Source organism: Moritella yayanosii (assembly GCF_900465055.1).
GTDB classification, from domain to species: domain Bacteria; phylum Pseudomonadota; class Gammaproteobacteria; order Enterobacterales; family Moritellaceae; genus Moritella; species Moritella yayanosii.
This window is the reverse complement of record NZ_LS483250.1, coordinates 3,840,781-3,857,475: the sequence shown is the minus strand read 5'-3', so window position 1 is coordinate 3,857,475 and position 16,695 is coordinate 3,840,781. Positions and strand designations below refer to the sequence as shown.

At 40.4% G+C, this 16,695-nt stretch carries 18 protein-coding genes and 1 other RNA gene; 11 read left to right on the top strand and 8 right to left on the bottom strand.

Annotation, left to right across the window (positions count from 1 at the left end; genetic code table 11):
- Positions 1-67: 67 nt before the first annotated feature.
- The gene (gene yhbY, locus MORIYA_RS17945) at positions 68-364 is read left to right on the top strand and encodes a ribosome assembly RNA-binding protein YhbY (protein ID WP_112717388.1); all 297 of its coding nucleotides are present in this window, start codon (positions 68-70) and stop codon (positions 362-364) included.
- A 115-nt stretch (positions 365-479) separates the two neighbouring features.
- On the opposite strand, the gene greA is transcribed toward yhbY, so the two are convergent.
- Positions 480-959 carry a transcription elongation factor GreA gene (gene greA / locus MORIYA_RS17940; RefSeq protein WP_112717386.1) on the bottom strand — a complete coding sequence of 160 codons (480 nt, stop codon included), beginning with the start codon at positions 957-959 and terminating at the stop codon, positions 480-482.
- 1,158 nt (positions 960-2,117) lie between these two features.
- Between greA and MORIYA_RS17935 the strand changes: the two genes are divergently transcribed.
- Positions 2,118-2,741 carry a trimeric intracellular cation channel family protein gene (locus MORIYA_RS17935; RefSeq protein ID WP_112717384.1) on the top strand — a complete coding sequence of 208 codons (624 nt, stop codon included), beginning with the start codon at positions 2,118-2,120 and terminating at the stop codon, positions 2,739-2,741.
- Between the two features lie 82 nt (positions 2,742-2,823).
- On the opposite strand, the gene tyrS is transcribed toward MORIYA_RS17935, so the two are convergent.
- Positions 2,824-4,020: a tyrosine--tRNA ligase gene (gene tyrS, locus MORIYA_RS17930; protein ID WP_112717382.1), complete on the bottom strand. Its 1,197-nt coding sequence runs from the start codon at positions 4,018-4,020 to the stop codon at positions 2,824-2,826.
- A gap of 241 nt (positions 4,021-4,261) precedes the next feature.
- On the opposite strand from tyrS, the gene MORIYA_RS17925 reads away from it, so the two are divergent.
- Together MORIYA_RS17925 and MORIYA_RS17920 are read left to right on the top strand one after the other, a co-directional pair.
- Positions 4,262-5,560 (top strand): peptidoglycan DD-metalloendopeptidase family protein, encoded by a 1,299-nt coding sequence (locus MORIYA_RS17925; RefSeq protein WP_112717380.1) that lies wholly within the window; start codon positions 4,262-4,264, stop codon positions 5,558-5,560.
- A 29-nt stretch (positions 5,561-5,589) separates the two neighbouring features.
- Positions 5,590-6,768 carry an anhydro-N-acetylmuramic acid kinase gene (locus MORIYA_RS17920; protein ID WP_112717378.1) on the top strand — a complete coding sequence of 393 codons (1,179 nt, stop codon included), beginning with the start codon at positions 5,590-5,592 and terminating at the stop codon, positions 6,766-6,768.
- 161 nt (positions 6,769-6,929) lie between these two features.
- On the opposite strand, the gene grpE is transcribed toward MORIYA_RS17920, so the two are convergent.
- The gene (grpE, locus tag MORIYA_RS17915; RefSeq protein WP_112717376.1) at positions 6,930-7,574 is read right to left on the bottom strand and encodes a nucleotide exchange factor GrpE; all 645 of its coding nucleotides are present in this window, start codon (positions 7,572-7,574) and stop codon (positions 6,930-6,932) included.
- A gap of 257 nt (positions 7,575-7,831) precedes the next feature.
- On the opposite strand from grpE, the gene nadK reads away from it, so the two are divergent.
- From nadK to bamE, 3 genes are all read left to right on the top strand, one after another.
- Positions 7,832-8,713, top strand: a complete 882-nt coding sequence (nadK, locus tag MORIYA_RS17910) for an NAD(+) kinase (protein WP_112717374.1) — start codon at positions 7,832-7,834, stop codon at positions 8,711-8,713.
- 174 nt (positions 8,714-8,887) lie between these two features.
- Positions 8,888-10,549, top strand: coding sequence for a DNA repair protein RecN (gene recN / locus MORIYA_RS17905; protein WP_112717372.1), 1,662 nt, complete (start codon positions 8,888-8,890; stop codon positions 10,547-10,549).
- A 154-nt stretch (positions 10,550-10,703) separates the two neighbouring features.
- Positions 10,704-11,060 carry an outer membrane protein assembly factor BamE gene (gene bamE / locus MORIYA_RS17900; RefSeq protein WP_112717370.1) on the top strand — a complete coding sequence of 119 codons (357 nt, stop codon included), beginning with the start codon at positions 10,704-10,706 and terminating at the stop codon, positions 11,058-11,060.
- Between the two features lie 71 nt (positions 11,061-11,131).
- Here the strand turns inward: bamE and MORIYA_RS17895 are convergent, their stop codons facing one another.
- Positions 11,132-11,461 carry an RnfH family protein gene (locus MORIYA_RS17895; RefSeq protein WP_112717368.1) on the bottom strand — a complete coding sequence of 110 codons (330 nt, stop codon included), beginning with the start codon at positions 11,459-11,461 and terminating at the stop codon, positions 11,132-11,134.
- Positions 11,442-11,885: an SRPBCC family protein gene (locus MORIYA_RS17890; protein WP_112717366.1), complete on the bottom strand. Its 444-nt coding sequence runs from the start codon at positions 11,883-11,885 to the stop codon at positions 11,442-11,444. Before MORIYA_RS17890 ends, MORIYA_RS17895 begins: the two co-directional genes overlap by 20 nt.
- A 221-nt stretch (positions 11,886-12,106) precedes the next feature.
- On the opposite strand from MORIYA_RS17890, the gene smpB reads away from it, so the two are divergent.
- The 4 genes from smpB to MORIYA_RS17870 all read left to right on the top strand — a co-directional run bounded on the left by smpB (position 12,107) and on the right by MORIYA_RS17870 (position 13,676).
- Positions 12,107-12,586 (top strand): SsrA-binding protein SmpB, encoded by a 480-nt coding sequence (gene smpB, locus MORIYA_RS17885; protein WP_112717364.1) that lies wholly within the window; start codon positions 12,107-12,109, stop codon positions 12,584-12,586.
- A gap of 41 nt (positions 12,587-12,627) precedes the next feature.
- Positions 12,628-12,986: a transfer-messenger RNA gene (gene ssrA / locus MORIYA_RS17880) on the top strand.
- Positions 12,987-13,119: 133 nt separating this feature from the next.
- On the top strand, positions 13,120-13,311 hold the full coding sequence (locus tag MORIYA_RS17875) for a hypothetical protein (RefSeq protein ID WP_112717362.1): 192 nt from the start codon (positions 13,120-13,122) through the stop codon (positions 13,309-13,311).
- A gap of 56 nt (positions 13,312-13,367) precedes the next feature.
- Positions 13,368-13,676, top strand: a complete 309-nt coding sequence (locus MORIYA_RS17870; RefSeq protein WP_112717360.1) for a hypothetical protein — start codon at positions 13,368-13,370, stop codon at positions 13,674-13,676.
- A gap of 409 nt (positions 13,677-14,085) precedes the next feature.
- Here the strand turns inward: MORIYA_RS17870 and MORIYA_RS17865 are convergent, their stop codons facing one another.
- From MORIYA_RS17865 to MORIYA_RS17855, 3 genes are all read right to left on the bottom strand, one after another.
- Entirely contained in the window at positions 14,086-15,057 is a 972-nt protein-coding gene (locus tag MORIYA_RS17865; RefSeq protein ID WP_112717358.1) for a porin, read from the bottom strand.
- 156 nt (positions 15,058-15,213) lie between these two features.
- Positions 15,214-15,516, bottom strand: coding sequence for a hypothetical protein (locus MORIYA_RS17860; RefSeq protein WP_112717356.1), 303 nt, complete (start codon positions 15,514-15,516; stop codon positions 15,214-15,216).
- Between the two features lie 171 nt (positions 15,517-15,687).
- Positions 15,688-16,692 carry a substrate-binding domain-containing protein gene (locus tag MORIYA_RS17855; RefSeq protein WP_112717354.1) on the bottom strand — a complete coding sequence of 335 codons (1,005 nt, stop codon included), beginning with the start codon at positions 16,690-16,692 and terminating at the stop codon, positions 15,688-15,690.
- Positions 16,693-16,695 lie beyond the last annotated feature (3 nt).

Genomic DNA, 16,695 nt, shown 5'->3' with positions numbered 1-16,695 from the left:
TGGTATTAAGATGAAGATGAAGCTAAAATTACTTTTTTTCAACCCTAAGTAATAAGAAATTTAAAATATGGCATTAAGCAACAAACAAAAGCAACACCTAAAAGGTTTAGCACATTCATTAAAACCTGTCATCTTACTAGGCCAGCACGGCTTAACTGAAGGTGTAATGGCTGAAATCGAAGTCGCACTAGCACATCATGAACTCATCAAAATTAAAGTTGCGTCTGAAGACCGTGACCAAAAATCCTTAGTAATGGATACCATTGTTAAAGAAGCTAACGCAGAAAAAGTCCAGAGTATTGGTCACACCTTGGTTATTTATCGTACAAGCGATGAAAAGAAAATCATACTGCCAAAGAAATAATAACGTTGTGAGTATCCAGCTGGGCAAGGAATCCCAGCTCGACTATACCCAGCATTTAACCTAGGCCACAGTACACTGTAATACGTATCTGCATCTTCATTCAGTGTGTCGATAGTTAGATATATTCTACCGATACAATTTCAAATTCAATCGCACCACCCGGTGTCTTCACCATCGCCACATCATCAACACTTTTACCCACTAAACCACGTGCAATTGGTGAGTTAATTGAAATACGATTTTCTTTAATATTAGCTTCATCATCACCGACCAGATTATAAGTGATCTCTTCTTCTGTTTCAGTGTTATACAGTCTGACAGTAGACCCAAAAATAACACGGCCATTATTCGGTATTTTGGTCACATCAATAATCTGACAATTAGACAGTTTACCTTCGATGTCTTGAATACGGCCTTCACAGAAACCTTGTTCTTCACGTGCCGCATGGTATTCCGCATTTTCTTTTAAATCACCGTGTTCACGCGCTTCCGCAATTGCAGCCACAATGTCAGGACGACGAACCGTTTTAAGATGTTCCAATTCTACACGTAAATTTTCTGCACCTCGTGCAGTCATTGGGATAATATTACTCATAATGCTTTATAACCTTTTAATCAATTCATTATCATGACATTACTGAACGTCCAGTGCTGATAATGCTTACAATCGTAATGCCACTATTGTAATACGAATATGACGACACTTCACCCTATTCAAACCATTAAACACATTTAATCCTATTAATGAGATCTATATTTATGCATTGTCCATTCGCCTTAGAATTCAACTTAACACGTAATCTATACTTCATTTCACCCAACCCAAGCAAAGTTATGATCGTGACGACTAAAACAACACTTTACAGGTGATTTATAACCATAAAAAAAAACCATAGTAGTAAACACCAGGTAATAGACCAATAAAAATTAAAATAAGCACACTAATAGGCACTTCACCTACCTAGAGACACCAAAGCACTAAAAGTCACAGTTCCCTCATAAAAAGCTAGCTAAGTGAATAGAATGTGTGCATAATATAGTCAATATAGCAACCTACAGGACATTATTATGAAAGAATTTGTAGCCGTTTTTACTGTTTTAATTACTTTAGCTATCACAAGTAGTGTTTTACCATCAATCGCTAGTCTATAGTTCAAAGTTCCGAAAACAGCATGGAAAAGTTTCTTGTTTTATAATGATATATTATAATATAGTCGAAAACTTCTCTATGCTGTTTTTTATGCCTGTAGATAACCCCATTTCTCACACTTCCCGCTCTATTTCAGCTGAAATGTAATATTTTTCTATATCAGCGACTAGCAGGAATATATCCTCTGCCTCATCAATAGTTAAAATTTTATTTATATTCTGTCACTTTATTTGTTAGAATTTCAATATAGCTAAAAGAAATCATTTTCGCTATCCGTATACTCTGCATTTCTTAATTATGGACAGATATACCTAAGCTGCTTCAAGATGCATAATCAGCAAACCGACAGGAGAGGATATTCAAGGCATGAAGTCGAGCATTTAGTTATTCTCAACCAATACTTCATAACGCCGAAGATACCTTCATTTGGTTTACCCTATGGGAGGCCCGCAGGAATGACAGCTCAACGTTGCCATATTTGAAAATGGAATAACCATTATCTACATATGCGCCTTATTCTGATATCCTTGCAAGTCTCTGATATAGCATCAGAGACATAGTTTGGGTATAGAGCAAGGATTAATAAGTTTTCTGATGATGAACATGGATATTATTTATTTACTCGATTTAGCGGGTACCGCCGTTTTTGCAATATCAGGCGTACAAGTCGCGGGCCAGATGCGCATGGACCCATTTGGCGCAACAGTATTGGCTGCGGTAACCGCGATTGGCGGTGGCACAATACGTGATGCCATCTTAGATGTCGGCCCGGCATTCTGGGTGCATGACCCCGTTTACCTCACCGTTATTATACTGACGTCTATGTTAACTATTTTGTTTGCTAACCGTAATCATCGCATGCCGCCAATATTATTACCCCTTGCCGATGCCGCAGGCTTAGCCTTATTCACCGTACTGGGTACGCAGAAAGCCTTAGCTTATGGCGCGCCGGGGATGACAGCGGTAGTGATGGGTGTGATCACCGGTGTTGCAGGTGGTATTATCCGTGACCTATTAGCCAGTCGCGTGCCTATGGTATTACAGAAAGATATCTATGCGACCGCGTCGGTGCTTGGGGGTGTGGTTTATACCGGAGCATTATTAATTGGTATCACTGAAGGTTGGGCGATGTTATTTGCCATGACAGGGGTGTTTGTATTAAGAATGGCCGCAGTGCATTGGCATTTACGCTTACCTATGTTTGTTTTAAAACATCACCGCGAGTAATGCAGCAAGTTAATCATTAAAAAGCCCATTATGACCACAATCATAACGGGCTTTATTCTTTTAAACGGCGTACTATCAACGATTAGCCAAGGGTAATACGAGCAAATTTTCGTTTACCAACTTGGTATACTGCGGTACCCGCAGCAGGAACAAGTCGAGTATCTGCTATTTTTACGCTATCAATTTTAACCGCACCTTGCTTGATCATACGCATCGCTTCTGATGTGCTAGATACAAGACCCGCTTCTTTTAATAAATTCGCGATAGCCATTGCATCACTTACTGCAAAATCAAATGCCGGCATTTCATCTGGGATCGCATTTTTAGAAAAACGCTGAGTGAAATCATTATGCGCGCTTTCTGCGGCCGCTTCATCATGGAAACGGGCAATGATTTCTTTTGCTAATAAAATTTTAACATCACGTGGATTAACGGCATCCGCCGCAATATCTGCTTTGAATTTTTCAATTTCCGCTAATGGACGGAATGATAATAATTCAAAATAGTTCCACATCAATTCATCAGTGATCGACATGATCTTACCGAACATGTCATTTGGCGCATCTGTTATACCGATATAGTTGTTCGCTGATTTAGACATCTTTTTCACGCCGTCTAGCCCAACAAGCAGTGGCATCATGATCACGGTTTGGGGTTTTTGACCTTCTGCTTTTTGTAATTCACGCCCCATTAATAGATTGAACTTTTGATCTGTACCACCTAGTTCAACATCCGCTTGCAGTGCAACTGAATCATAGCCTTGTAATAATGGGTACATAAATTCGTGGATCGCGATACTTTGACCAGACGCATAGCGCTTTTTGAAGTCATCGCGCTCTAGCATACGCGCAACAGTTTGCTGCGACGCTAAACGGATCATGCCCGCAGCACCTAATTCGTTTAACCACGTAGAGTTAAACTCAATGCGGGTTTTTGATTCATCTAAAATTTTGAATACTTGGTCGGTATATGTTTTCGCATTAACCAGCACATCTTCACGTGTTAATGGTGGACGTGTTGAGTTTTTGCCTGACGGATCACCGACAGTTGCAGTGAAGTCACCAATCAAGAAAATAACTTCATGACCAAGATCTTGGAATTGACGTAACTTGTTTAAGATAACAGTATGGCCCAAATGCAGGTCAGCACCAGTTGGATCAGCACCTAATTTAATTCTTAGCGGACGACCTTCTTTAAGTTTTGCTACTAGCTCTTCTTCAACTAGGATTTCTTCTGTACCACGTTTAATTTCGCGTAACGCATCATTGATTTGCGTCATAATGTTAAGCTCCACACTTATTACCTAAATATAATCACGCTATAGTACTGGATAGCGTAACAATTGAAAACCGTTGCCCACTGGCAATACCGTTAATTTAATTACAAATACTGTTTCCCGGCTACTTTTGCTGATGTATTTAAAACCAGAAGCACAGCGTTATAAATTATTTTTTGCACAGTCCTTAGTATTTGTTAGAATATGTGACTTATTTTAAATTCCCACAAGGCCGTGCTTTCTTATGTCATTCGGTAACCGTTTTAAGCAATTACCAAAGCAACACCGAACCTTCATTGTCGTTATTTTCGGTTTGATCATTACACTGCTGCTCCTGCCTGTATTTACCAGCTCACCACAATCTGCTGATGCTGGATCTTTCTACATTTATCAGCTAGGTGATCGTTACAGGTTAAAATTACCGACGATAACCACAAGTGCAGGTAACGCAGTTAAAACCCGACTCAACAGTAACGAAATAATTGTTAGATCTGGCGATAACTTGTCATTAATCGGCCAACGCGGGCATTTATCCGCGAAAACCATTTATGAAATAGACCGACTAGCATCTGCCAAACGCTTACGCAATATTTATCCTGGACAAAAACTAACCATCACCACGAATAATGATGGTCAATTTGTTGAGCTTATTTACCCTTATAGCCCCACGGAATCGTTATACATCAATAAAACGGCTGATGGTTACACGACCAACACCGTTAAAAATAAAATAGACATCAGAGAAACATTCACGCGCGCAGAGATCACCAGTAACTTCTGGAATGCAGGTGTTAAAGGCAAGATGCCTGCAAAACAAATCATGAACTTAGCCACAATATTTGGTTGGGATATCGATTTCGCCCTCGATATTCGTGCAGGCGACAGTTTTGCGGTTATTTATGAAGAACAATATATTGATGGATACTTTGTATCGACAGGTAACATCCTTGCCGCAGAGTTCATCAACCAAGGTGAAAAATTTCAAGCGATACGCCATAAAGATGGCAGCTACTATACCCCGTCAGGCCGCTCGATGCGTAAAGCCTTCTTACGCGCGCCGGTAAACTTTAAATATATCAGCTCTAGTTTTAACCGTAATCGTCGTCATCCCGTAACAGGTCGAATACGTGCGCATAATGGTATTGATTACGCAGCAAGAACCGGTACTCCGATTGTATCTGCGGGGGATGGTAAAGTTATCGCATCTGCTTATAATCGCTTTAACGGTAATTACGTCTTTATTAAGCATAACGCTAATATTGTCACTAAATACCTGCACATGAATAAACGCAGTGTTAAACAAGGCCAGCGGGTTAAACAGAATCAAAAAATTGGTACGGTTGGGGCGACGGGGCGCGTAACGGGCCCCCACTTACATTATGAATTTTTAGTAAACGGTAAACACAAAAACCCTAAAACGGTATCACTGCCGAAAGCCGATTCATTACGTGGTAGTGACAAAATCAAGTTTGTCGCTAAGGCAAAAGGCATCATAAAACAGTTAGAAAGCAATGCTAAATTATATAGTTCAATCGCACCATAACGATAAATCACTGAACTTAGGGAGTAACAATGCGTACCAAACGTGAGTTATATATTGGCCTGATGTCTGGCACCAGCATTGATGGTATTGATGCGGCGTTAGTTGCGTTTGAGGACGGCAAGTGCCAGCTGCTTGCCCGGCATTTACAGCCGATGCCTGCGACACTGACTGCACAGCTACATCAATTGTGTCGTCCTAACGATAATGAGATATCGGCGCTCGCGATCATAGAACAACCACTTGCCCAAGCCTTCGCACTGGCCTGTCAGCAATTACTGGCTAAAACGCCTTATACTGCCAGTGATGTGACCGCCATTGGTTCACACGGCCAAACCATACGCCATCACCCAGAGCATGGCTTTACCTTGCAAATCGGTGATGCCAATATCCTCGCGGCCTTAACCAATATTGATACCATAGCCGATTTTAGACGTAAGGATATGGCGCTTGGTGGTCAAGGAGCCCCATTAGTGCCGGCTTTCCATCAAGCGGTATTTCAACACCCAACGATCACCCGCGCTATTATTAACATTGGCGGCTTGGCTAACATTACTTACTTACCGAGTCTGCAACAGACTAAGCCCATTATTGGTTATGATACAGGCCCAGGTAATACCTTACTCGACGCTTGGTTTAGCGCGAAGAATAGCAGTGACCGTTACTATGATGTGGATGGTCAATGGGCGAGTTCAGGGCGTATTATTGAACCGTTACTCACATCGCTATTACAGCATGAATACTTTGCGTTGAATCCGCCAAAAAGCACAGGTCGAGAATTGTTTAACTTAGCTTGGCTCGGCTCGTATCTGACCATCGGTGCGCGAGAATATACAGATGCGGACATACAACGCACCTTGACCCGTTTTACCGCCGTATCAATAACCAATGAAGTGACTAAATTGATCCAAAATTGTGGCATTAATAAAAGTCGTGGGGTTAATAACAGTGGCGACATGAATATAAGCACTGAAGTGTATATTTGTGGTGGTGGCGCTGCTAACCCATTATTAATGGCGGATTTAGCGCAGCTGTTACCCGACTGCCCGGTAATGACAACTGCCGAGATTGGTATTGATCCTGATTGGGTTGAAGCAATGGCGTTTGCTTGGTTAGCAAAACAGCATGTGCATAAGCAGCCTGGCAACTTACCGGCGGTAACAGGCGCGAGCCGCTTAGCCATTTTAGGTGCATTCTATCCGGCAGGTTAATATTATATTTAATGCAATTAAAATAGCCTGACGACGATTCAATACAAAAAACAGATAAAAAATAGAGCCAGATGGCTCTATTTTCATATGCAGATATTGCTTATACCAATGGCATTAAATATTTAATATTCTATTTATTGTGATTGGTACGACATCAGCAATTAAGCTTGTGTATCAATTGTTGGTGTTGCAGCCGATTTTGAGATCATCACCATAGCTGGACGAATTAGACGACCATTGAGTTCATAACCTTTTTGCATCACCGAAATCACTGTATTTGGTTCAACGTCAGTACTTTCAATCATGCTCATTGCCTGATGTAATTCAGGGTTAAACGGTTCACCTTCAGGGTTGACCGCTTTAACTCCAAATTTTTCTAATGCCGATTCCAGTGATTTAGCCGTTAGCTCAATACCTTCAATCAGCGGTAGCAATGTTTCATTTTCTTTATCTACATGTAATAAACTACGCTCCATGTTATCAATAACAGGCAGTAGTTCATTAGCAAATTTTTCTAACGCAAATTTCTTTGCTTTATCAACATCAATCGCAGCACGGCGACGGATATTATCAGCGTCAGCTTTAGCACGTAATGCAACATCTTTAAATTCCGCTGCTGATGCCGTTGCTTTTTCAAGTTCAGCTTCTAATGCAGCGATACGTGCAACAGACTCATCAACTTCCACAGTCCCTTCTTCAACGGTAACATCTTCAGTTGTAGCACCGTCAACGACAGGCTGTACTTCTGTTACTGACTGCTCTTCAACTTGCTTTTCAGCCTGTACTTTTTGCTCTTCGCTGCTCATTACTTTCTCCGACATTCAATTCAGCATACTTTATACAAGTACGCTATATTACAATTAATGGGTTATACCGAAATATAATGGGGATCCTAACACGAGATTCAAGTCAAATTCATCTCTTGTTATTATCTAACGCAAAATAGTACCCAAAATAGAAGTTAAATTACTTATTAAGCGTCATATATATCACGTTTATACTTTGAATATTGAACTAGCTTGAGTATATACTGACCCTATACTTACTTAGTGGAATCAAGGCAATGAACAGAGAGTTCAAAACTATCGGGTTAATCGGAAAGCCCAAGCATCCAGAAACAACCAAAACCCTTATTGCCCTACACAATTTTTTAACCAAACATCAATACAACGTGATAGTTGATAGTCGCGTATCTCAAGATCTTGGCATAGAAGGTGTTATATCTCGTCCACTGATGAATTTAGGTGAAGAAGCTGATCTGGCTGTGGTTGTCGGGGGCGACGGTAATATGCTGGGTGCTGGCCGCGTATTATCACGCTTTGATATCGCCGTCATCGGTGTTAACCGGGGTAATTTAGGCTTTTTAACCGATCTCGACCCCGAAGCGTTTGATGAACACTTATTAGGCGTCCTAAAAGGCGAATACATTTCGGAAAAACGTATTTTATTAAACACCTCGATTTACCGCTACGGCATGTTAAAAGCCACCAACTTAGCATTTAATGAAACCATCTTACATCCGGGCAAGATCCCAGCAATGATTGAGTTTGAAGTGTATATCGATGATAGCTTTATGCTCAGTCAACGTGCCGATGGCTTACTCGTATCAACACCAACAGGTTCAACGGCTTACTCATTGTCCGCAGGGGGCCCCATTGTATCGCCAAATTTAGAAGCGATTACCTTAATGGCGATGTTTCCCCATACGTTATCTAGTCGCCCTATCGTAATAAGTGCAAATAGCACAGTGAAATTGGTTGTTTCGCTAAACAATGAAGAAAATATGATGGTCAGTTGTGATGGTCATGTCCACATTGGTGTACTGCCAGGAGATGAAATAATCATCAAACGTGATAAAAACAACCTGCATTTAATCCATCCCAAAAACTATGATTACTTTAACGTTTTACGTGAAAAGTTAGGTTGGGGCAGTAAATTATTTTAACCTGAACGCTGTACTATAAAGGCTTAACTCGCCGTTAAGCCTTATCACAATATCCTTCCATCTAGATCACAAATTAAAAATAAATCCGGCAACTAAACGCAAAGTATTTACACTCACCAATTCGCAGATATATACTGTATATAAAACCAGCCTGATAAAATACACAGGATACGTATGCTAACGCAACTCACTATTCATAATTTTGCTATCGTTAAATTTTTAGAACTTGAACTGAAATCGGGAATGACCACAGTAACGGGGGAAACCGGTGCCGGTAAATCCATTGCTATCGATGCATTGGGTCTTGCTTTAGGCTCTCGTGCTGATGCCAGTACCGTTCGTCCCGGTGAAAAAAAAGCGGAAATAAGCGCGACCTTTACCGTTGAAGCAAATTCTCTCGCTTATAAATGGTTAGTCGAGCACGAATTAAATAATGAAGATGAATGTATCCTGCGCCGAGTGATCACCGCAGAAGGTCGCTCTAAAGGTTATATCAATGGTATACCGGTACCCTTACAGCAGCTTAAAGCCCTGTCGCAATTTTTGGTGCAAGTACACAGCCAGCACGCACACCAAGCCTTGCTAAAGCCTGAAATTCAATTAGCGATCCTGGATGGCTATGCCAATCATAAAAAACTACAAATCAACGTACGTGATAGTTATCATGCTTGGCACAATTTATCTAATGAAGAAAAAAAACTATCACAAAATCAACAACAGCGTGCGGCGAGACAGCAGCTATTACAATATCAAGTATCAGAACTTGACGAATTCGCCCTTGCTGACGGCGAGTACAGCCAGATAGAAGCAGAACACAAGCTGTTAGCAAACCGCACTGAGTTAGTGCAAGAGAGTATGAGCTGTGTCGATACCCTGTATGAAAACGAAGACAATGCGATCTGCAACATGTTGCAAGTCGTTACCCATCGTTTAGAAAACTTGCTCGACATGGATCCGAAATTAAAATCGATCACCGATACTTTACAAGATGCTGTGGTACTGGTTGAAGAAGCCGGTAACGAGCTGCGCAGTTATACCGATAATCTTGACCGTGATCCGCAACAATTTGAATACTTAGATGAACGTTTAGGTAAAGCCCTCGAACTCGCCCGTAAGCATCAAGTACCAGCGGACCATTTAGCCACACATCATCACATGTTAAAAGCAGAACTCGACAATATCGCCGGTGAGGATGAACGTATCGACAGCATTAAAATTGAATTACAAGCATCACAAGCCAAATATCATCAACAAGCAGAAAAACTATCGCTTAGCCGCCAAAAATACGCCAAACAGTTAAACAAGCTGATCACCGCCAGTATGCATGAACTGAGTATGGAGAACGGTTGTTTTGAGATGGTCCTTGAAAGCAGTAAACATAAAACCCCTAACCCACAAGGTTTAGACAATATTAACTTCTTGGTATCAACCAACCCAGGACAACCCTTACAAGCACTTGGTAAAGTAGCATCGGGGGGTGAACTATCACGTATCAGCTTAGCAATCCAAGTGATCACCGCACAAAAAATCTCAACCCCGACGTTAATTTTTGATGAAGTAGATGTAGGTATCTCTGGAAAAACAGCATCCATTGTCGGCAAGCTATTACGCCAACTAGGCGATAAAACCCAAGTCATGTGTGTCACCCATTTACCGCAAGTAGCATCAAAAGGGCATCAGCAAATGTTTGTGAGTAAAACCACCGACGGTAAAACCACCGAAACCAGTATGAAAACCTTAACGAAGGAAATGCGTATTACAGAGTTAGCACGTTTACTCGGTGGTGATAAGATCACGGCATCAACCCTAAATAGCGCAGCCGAAATGTTAGTTTAACCTATCACAATAGCGATAACACAGGGAACTAAAGCCTGCTTTTACCTTCTAATCAGCGTATCGTTAAGTAAGTCGGCTAAATACACCGATTTACTTCACTCGCCAGCCGAGTTATTATTTACCTTTCTATATGGACTTAATTAGCAAAATACTTATGCGCTTAAAACACTTACTTATTGCAGGCTTGGCTATCATTAGTTTATCGGGCTGCTCAATTCTAGAAAAAATGGTTTATAAAATTGATATCCCACAAGGTAACTATGTTGAGGATCGCCAAGTAGACAAATTACGTGTGGATATGACTAAAGAACAAGTAACTTATGTACTTGGTAGTCCAATGTTAGTTGATTCGTTCGACCATGATGTGTGGAATTATTTATATCATTTCAAAACCGGGCGAGGCAAAATAACAACGAAACAGTTGGTATTAACGTTTGCAGGTGAAAACTTGAAAACTGTGGTTGGTGATTATCCACTAAACCCAAATTTTGCAACGCCGCTAGATAGATAAAACGGTCGACAATATTCGATAATAAAAATCACAACCTGCGCTAGATTGTGATTTTTATTATGCCTATCGCATTATTTTATTTTTTGACCGGTCTTTTCATGCAGTCGACCTTCTTCTTTGGCTTTCAGCGCTCGGCGTTTACGCATCTCTTTTGGATCTGCAATTAACGGTCGGTATATTTCAACCCGTTCACCGTCTTGAAGCACAGTATCAAGTTTGATTAAACGGCTGTAGATGCCTAATTTGTTCTTATTCAGTTCTATTTCCGGGTATTTAGCTAATATCCCCGATGCTTCAATCGCTTGCTGCGCAGTTGCACCTTGTTCTACACTTACCGTGAAGGTAATTTGTTCTTTTGGTAAGGCATAAATCACTTCAACATTAATTTTGATCGACACCATAAACCTCTTTTGCACGCTCGGTAAAAGATTGCACCATGTTATTCACTAAGTCAGTGAAAATACGCCCAAACGCCATTTCTACTAATTTACTGCTAAATACAAACTCTAAATCCAAGGTTACTTTACATGCGGTTTCATCTAATGCTTTAAACGTCCAACCGCCAGTCAATTTCTTAAACGGCCCATCAACCAGGTCCATTTTGACTTCTTGCCCAGGTATCAAGGTATTCTTGGTGGTGAATGTTTTGCTGATACCAGCTTTAGCAACCACAACAGCTGCTGTCATTTGATTATCATGTTCATCTAAAATGCGTGAACCCGTACATCCGGGTAAAAAATCTGGGTATGCATTAACATCGTTTACTAAATTAAACATTTGGTCAGCGCTATACATTAACAGCGCGCTGCGCGTTATCCGTGGCATACGAGTTCCTATATTGAAAACAACAATCAAAAAATTAAATCGCTTACTAATGGCTCAATATCTCTCCGCCAGTAGTCATAATTAGACAACTTTAGCATTTATCTGCATAAAATTCATTTGTTATTCCACGCAAAGTAAGACTAGTACTAGGATAAAATTCGATTTTGTTATAAGATTTATAACATTAAATTCCGTCAATGATGGGTGCATAAAGATAAATTATGGCTAAGAAAAAACCAAAAAAAAGCGAAAACACCATAGCAAGAAATAAAACGGCTAGTTTCGAATATCACATCGAAGACCGCTTGGAAGCGGGATTAGAACTCCAAGGTTGGGAAGTTAAATCGTTACGCGCCGGTAAAGTTAATATTACCGAGAGTTATGTGTTTATTAAAAACGGTGAAGCATTTATGTCTGGTGCGCAGATCATGCCACTTGATGCTGCGTCCACCCATGTTGTTTGTAATCCGACTCGAATTCGTAAGCTATTATTAAACAAGCGTGAATTAGAAGTACTTGCAAGTAAAGTTGAACGCCAAGGTTACACGATTGTGGCAACATCTATGTACTGGAAACAGGCCTGGGTGAAAGTCAACATTGGTCTTGCCAAAGGTAAAAAAGAGCACGATAAACGTTCAGATGTGAAAGATCGTGAATGGAAAATAGACAAAGAACGTATGATGAAGCACAAAGTTCGTTAATGTGTTGCAATTCTACACTAATGGCGTAGAATTTTAGTTCTGGGGTCGATTTAGGATTCGACGAGATTCACGAAACCCTAGGTGCATGTCGAGGGGCGGTTGGCCTCGTAAAAAGCCGCACTGTTATAGTTGCAAACGACTCTAACTACTCTCTAGCAGCTTAGGCTAGCTAGCCATCATTTAGAACCCTGCCTGAGGGTCTCTAATATTGTATGGTCATTAAATATCGGGATCGCGTGGACTCTTCGCTCGTAGAGAAAGCGCTAAACTCAATCGAGCACGCTTTTGTTCGGCCTGTCACTCGGCTTAATAAAAAGTTAAATTAATAGAGATGACTAAACATGTAGTACCACGGATGTAGGTTTTTCGGACGGGGGTTCGACTCCCCCCGACTCCACCAATCTGTACTTAGAACGGCACCTCCTAAGTGTCGCAGCCCATTGAATAGTTTGATTCAATGGGCTTTTCTTTATCCAAAATTTAACAAAAACAGGTGAAATCTTGTTTTTTAAGCGAAAATCAATGGAGTGGTGATGAGTAAAATAGTGTTAATGATGTTTCTTTGCGTATCACTTCAAGGTTGCATCACGACCCCGGATAGCTCAAAAAGCGATATCCCATCGATAATTGGTAATAAGGCTAAAGAAAAAGAAGAAAAGAATGGTCTACTGGCCATTACACAATTCATGGCAGTAATGGCTGTGTTAAAAACCCAAACAGAGTAAGTCATTGCGAATACAAGACGTCATTTAATAAATAACAATACCTGTATGGGGTGAGCATGAGATATATACCATTAATTATATTTATCTGTCTGTTGAATCAAGGTTGTAGCACCAATTACAACCAACCAATCAACCAACCGACAAGTACTATTCAAGCTTTAGCGCCCGCAGCGATAGAAGATGCCACAGCAGATCAACCAATTAGCGTTGATGACTTGGACAAGCAGCAGATTGATGCAAGCGATGTGGTTGACGTAAAGGGCCATAAATTAGAACAGCCAACAACAGAAGCGCTAAGTGGTGAAATGAAAAACATGTCGGACACCATCGACTTTATGCCGAAGCCGCGTTCTTATTGGATGTAGGTTATAACATGAAAAATATGACTATTGCGTCAATCACGGCCAATTCGCAGTCACGATCCTTCTGTTTTGGAGGGACTACGTCAATTGAACGTCCATTTCAATTGATTTATAAACTAGTGACTAACGATAATCTTTAGCTGTTTTTTATTTTTTTTAACTCACCACAACCATTACATTTATATGCAGTGACAGAATACAGTTAAATTCGTTGGTATTTACTCTAGACTTATATTAAACGATCAAAAAAATCCCGCTTACTGCAAATAAGCGGGATTTATATAAAAGATATATTACTTTTTTCTACGGAAAAGACTAAGAAACCGACAGAAGTAGCGAACGCGAACTCTTTGTTACGCGCTGCTCAGTAATAGATCTATTTCAATGAATCATTACATTGAAGTCGTCAGTCTTAGAAAGAGTAACGAGCACCAATCATAAATTCATCGGCATTGTTATTATTAGGACCTTTACCAGCAGAAGTATCGTTGTTAAGTGCAACTTTATAACTCGCATAAGCAGCTACATCACCAATATAACGAGCATATTCAAATGCCACAAAGTTTACATCTAGCTCGTTTGTATCATCTGCACTGTAATAGTTATATGAAACGTTTACAGTGTTCTCACCAAATGAATAAGCAGCAAATGCATCAACAGCATCGAAGTCTGAACCGCCATAGCTACCAGTTTGTACTAGACCTGACACTAACAAGCTATCTTTCGTATAACGCGCACCAATCATGTAAACATCTGATGATTCAGTCTCATCTAAGAATGTATCACTGCTGTTTGTACCAAAACCTTCAGTTGCCGCATAACCAGCACTCACTTCAACACTTGGCAGCAATTTATAAGCAACCATCAGGCCGCCGCCATTCTCGGTAGTTTTAAGGTTAGCAGATGCATTAAATGTTAAATCACCTTTGCTTACGCTATAAAGAATTGTATCTTCAGCTCTGTCACCGCTCGCTGTGATTTCTTCGTTGGTATAACCACTAAAGTATTCAGCCATATCGGTAAAGTCAGTAAGATAGGTAACAGCATTATCTTGAGTACCATAAGTTAATGTACCGTATGCAGTCTCAACACCAACGTATGCATAACGAGTCTTGTTTTTAACAGTCGTATCCGTTTCATCGCTATCTTGTGTTAACTCATACTCGAATTTACCAATCGCCGTTAAAGCATCATTGATTTCATGCTTACCTTGACCATTTAAACGAACACGCGATTTATCAGTAAAATCGCTATCAGCAAGCGCAGCCCTTGCTTCAATACGTCCACCAAAAGAAAAATTGTCGGTGTTGATGTTTTCAGCAAGAACAGGCATAGAGACGAGTGTAGCCAGTGTAAGAGATAATGCTTTATTTATTTTTTTCATGAACATTTCCATTTTGAGTAAAGCGGATAACTAAAGGATGTGAAGCGCAGATTAAACCAAGTTCTACGCTATATGTTATTATAAATACTAATAAAATATATAATAACAGTACATTCACTTTACTTTAATTTACTTTGATTACAGCCAATGCCTTAGTTAATGATGATCAGCTCGCCCTAACTGCTTAGCAACCATGTCGGTTAACTTCCCGCCGCTAAATTTGAACGTCACATCGAACTCACCACCAACAGATGCATGCAAAATATAGTGGTTATGCCCAATCCGTTGCGACAATTTCTCTTTATTGATCATTGCCATCACGTCTGAATATTGCATTTCAATACCACTAATCAATAAACCACCACCACTAAGACGGAAAAAGTCCTCGGCTTTGGCGTAAGATAATGATGGCAAAGACTGTAGTATGATGAACCATAAGCCGAGATATTTTGATTGCATAAACGTCCCTTAAATTAACTAAATATATACCCAAGTTACTTGGATATAATCAATACATAGCATATTAAATCCCGGTGGTGAGTCGTCGTGTATTATTTTGTTACAGACACAAAAAAGCCCATTGAAAATCTATCTCAATAGGCGTTATTTATAATCTGTAATTAGCATGTTCTAATTCAATGCTTTCACGCTATCGCGCTCCACTAAGGTAGGTTCTAACTCGATAATCTGGTTACTTTCACTCTTCGACTTAATTTGTTCGAGTAGCATATCTACCGCTTTTTTACCTAGACGGTGTTTTGGCTGATGGATAGTGGTTAATGACGGAGTAATATATTTTGCCAATTGAATGTCATCATAACCGATAATAGACAGGTCTTCTGGCACTGAGATACCCTTTTTACTGGCGCTGTTGATCACGCTCATTGCCATCATGTCGTTACACACAAAGAGTGCCGATGGTAATGGGCCGTTAGCAACCATTTCGGCAAAGGCTTGTTCACCACCTTCGCATTCAAAGTTACCCGCGGTCACCCACTTCGGATTAATAGCTAAACCCGCTTCGTCCATTGCCTGGGTAAAACCAGCAAAACGTTGTTGCGCAGTAAGCTTATCTAATACACCGGTAATACAACCAATCTCGGTATGACCCTTCGCAATTAAATGCTGTGTTGCCATATAACCACCGCGATGAGAGTTATCTTTGATCTTATCACAAGGAAAATTGGTAGGGCCCCAATCCATCACCACTGTCGGTACCGGTTTGTGACGTTCAAATAGATTAAAGCCTTGGCTTTCAACTTCACTGCACATCAACATTAAACCATCAACACGCTTTTGCAATAAGATATCAAGATTAGCATGCATACGGGCAACATCGCCTTCGGTATTACACAGAATTAAATTATAACCATACTCATAACAACGACGTTCAACACCTTTCAATACTTCAGCAAAAAACGGATTGGTCGAGGTTGTTACTAACATACCAAAGGTTTTGGTACTCTGGACTTTAAGGCTACGTGCTAATGCCGACGGTGCGTAACGTAACTCGTCAACGGCCGTTTTTACGCGCGCAGACACCTCGTCACTCACATAACGCGTTTTGTTTAATACATGACTCACCGTTGACGTTGATACACCGGCATGTTTTGCTACGTCTTTAATTGTTGCCATCAG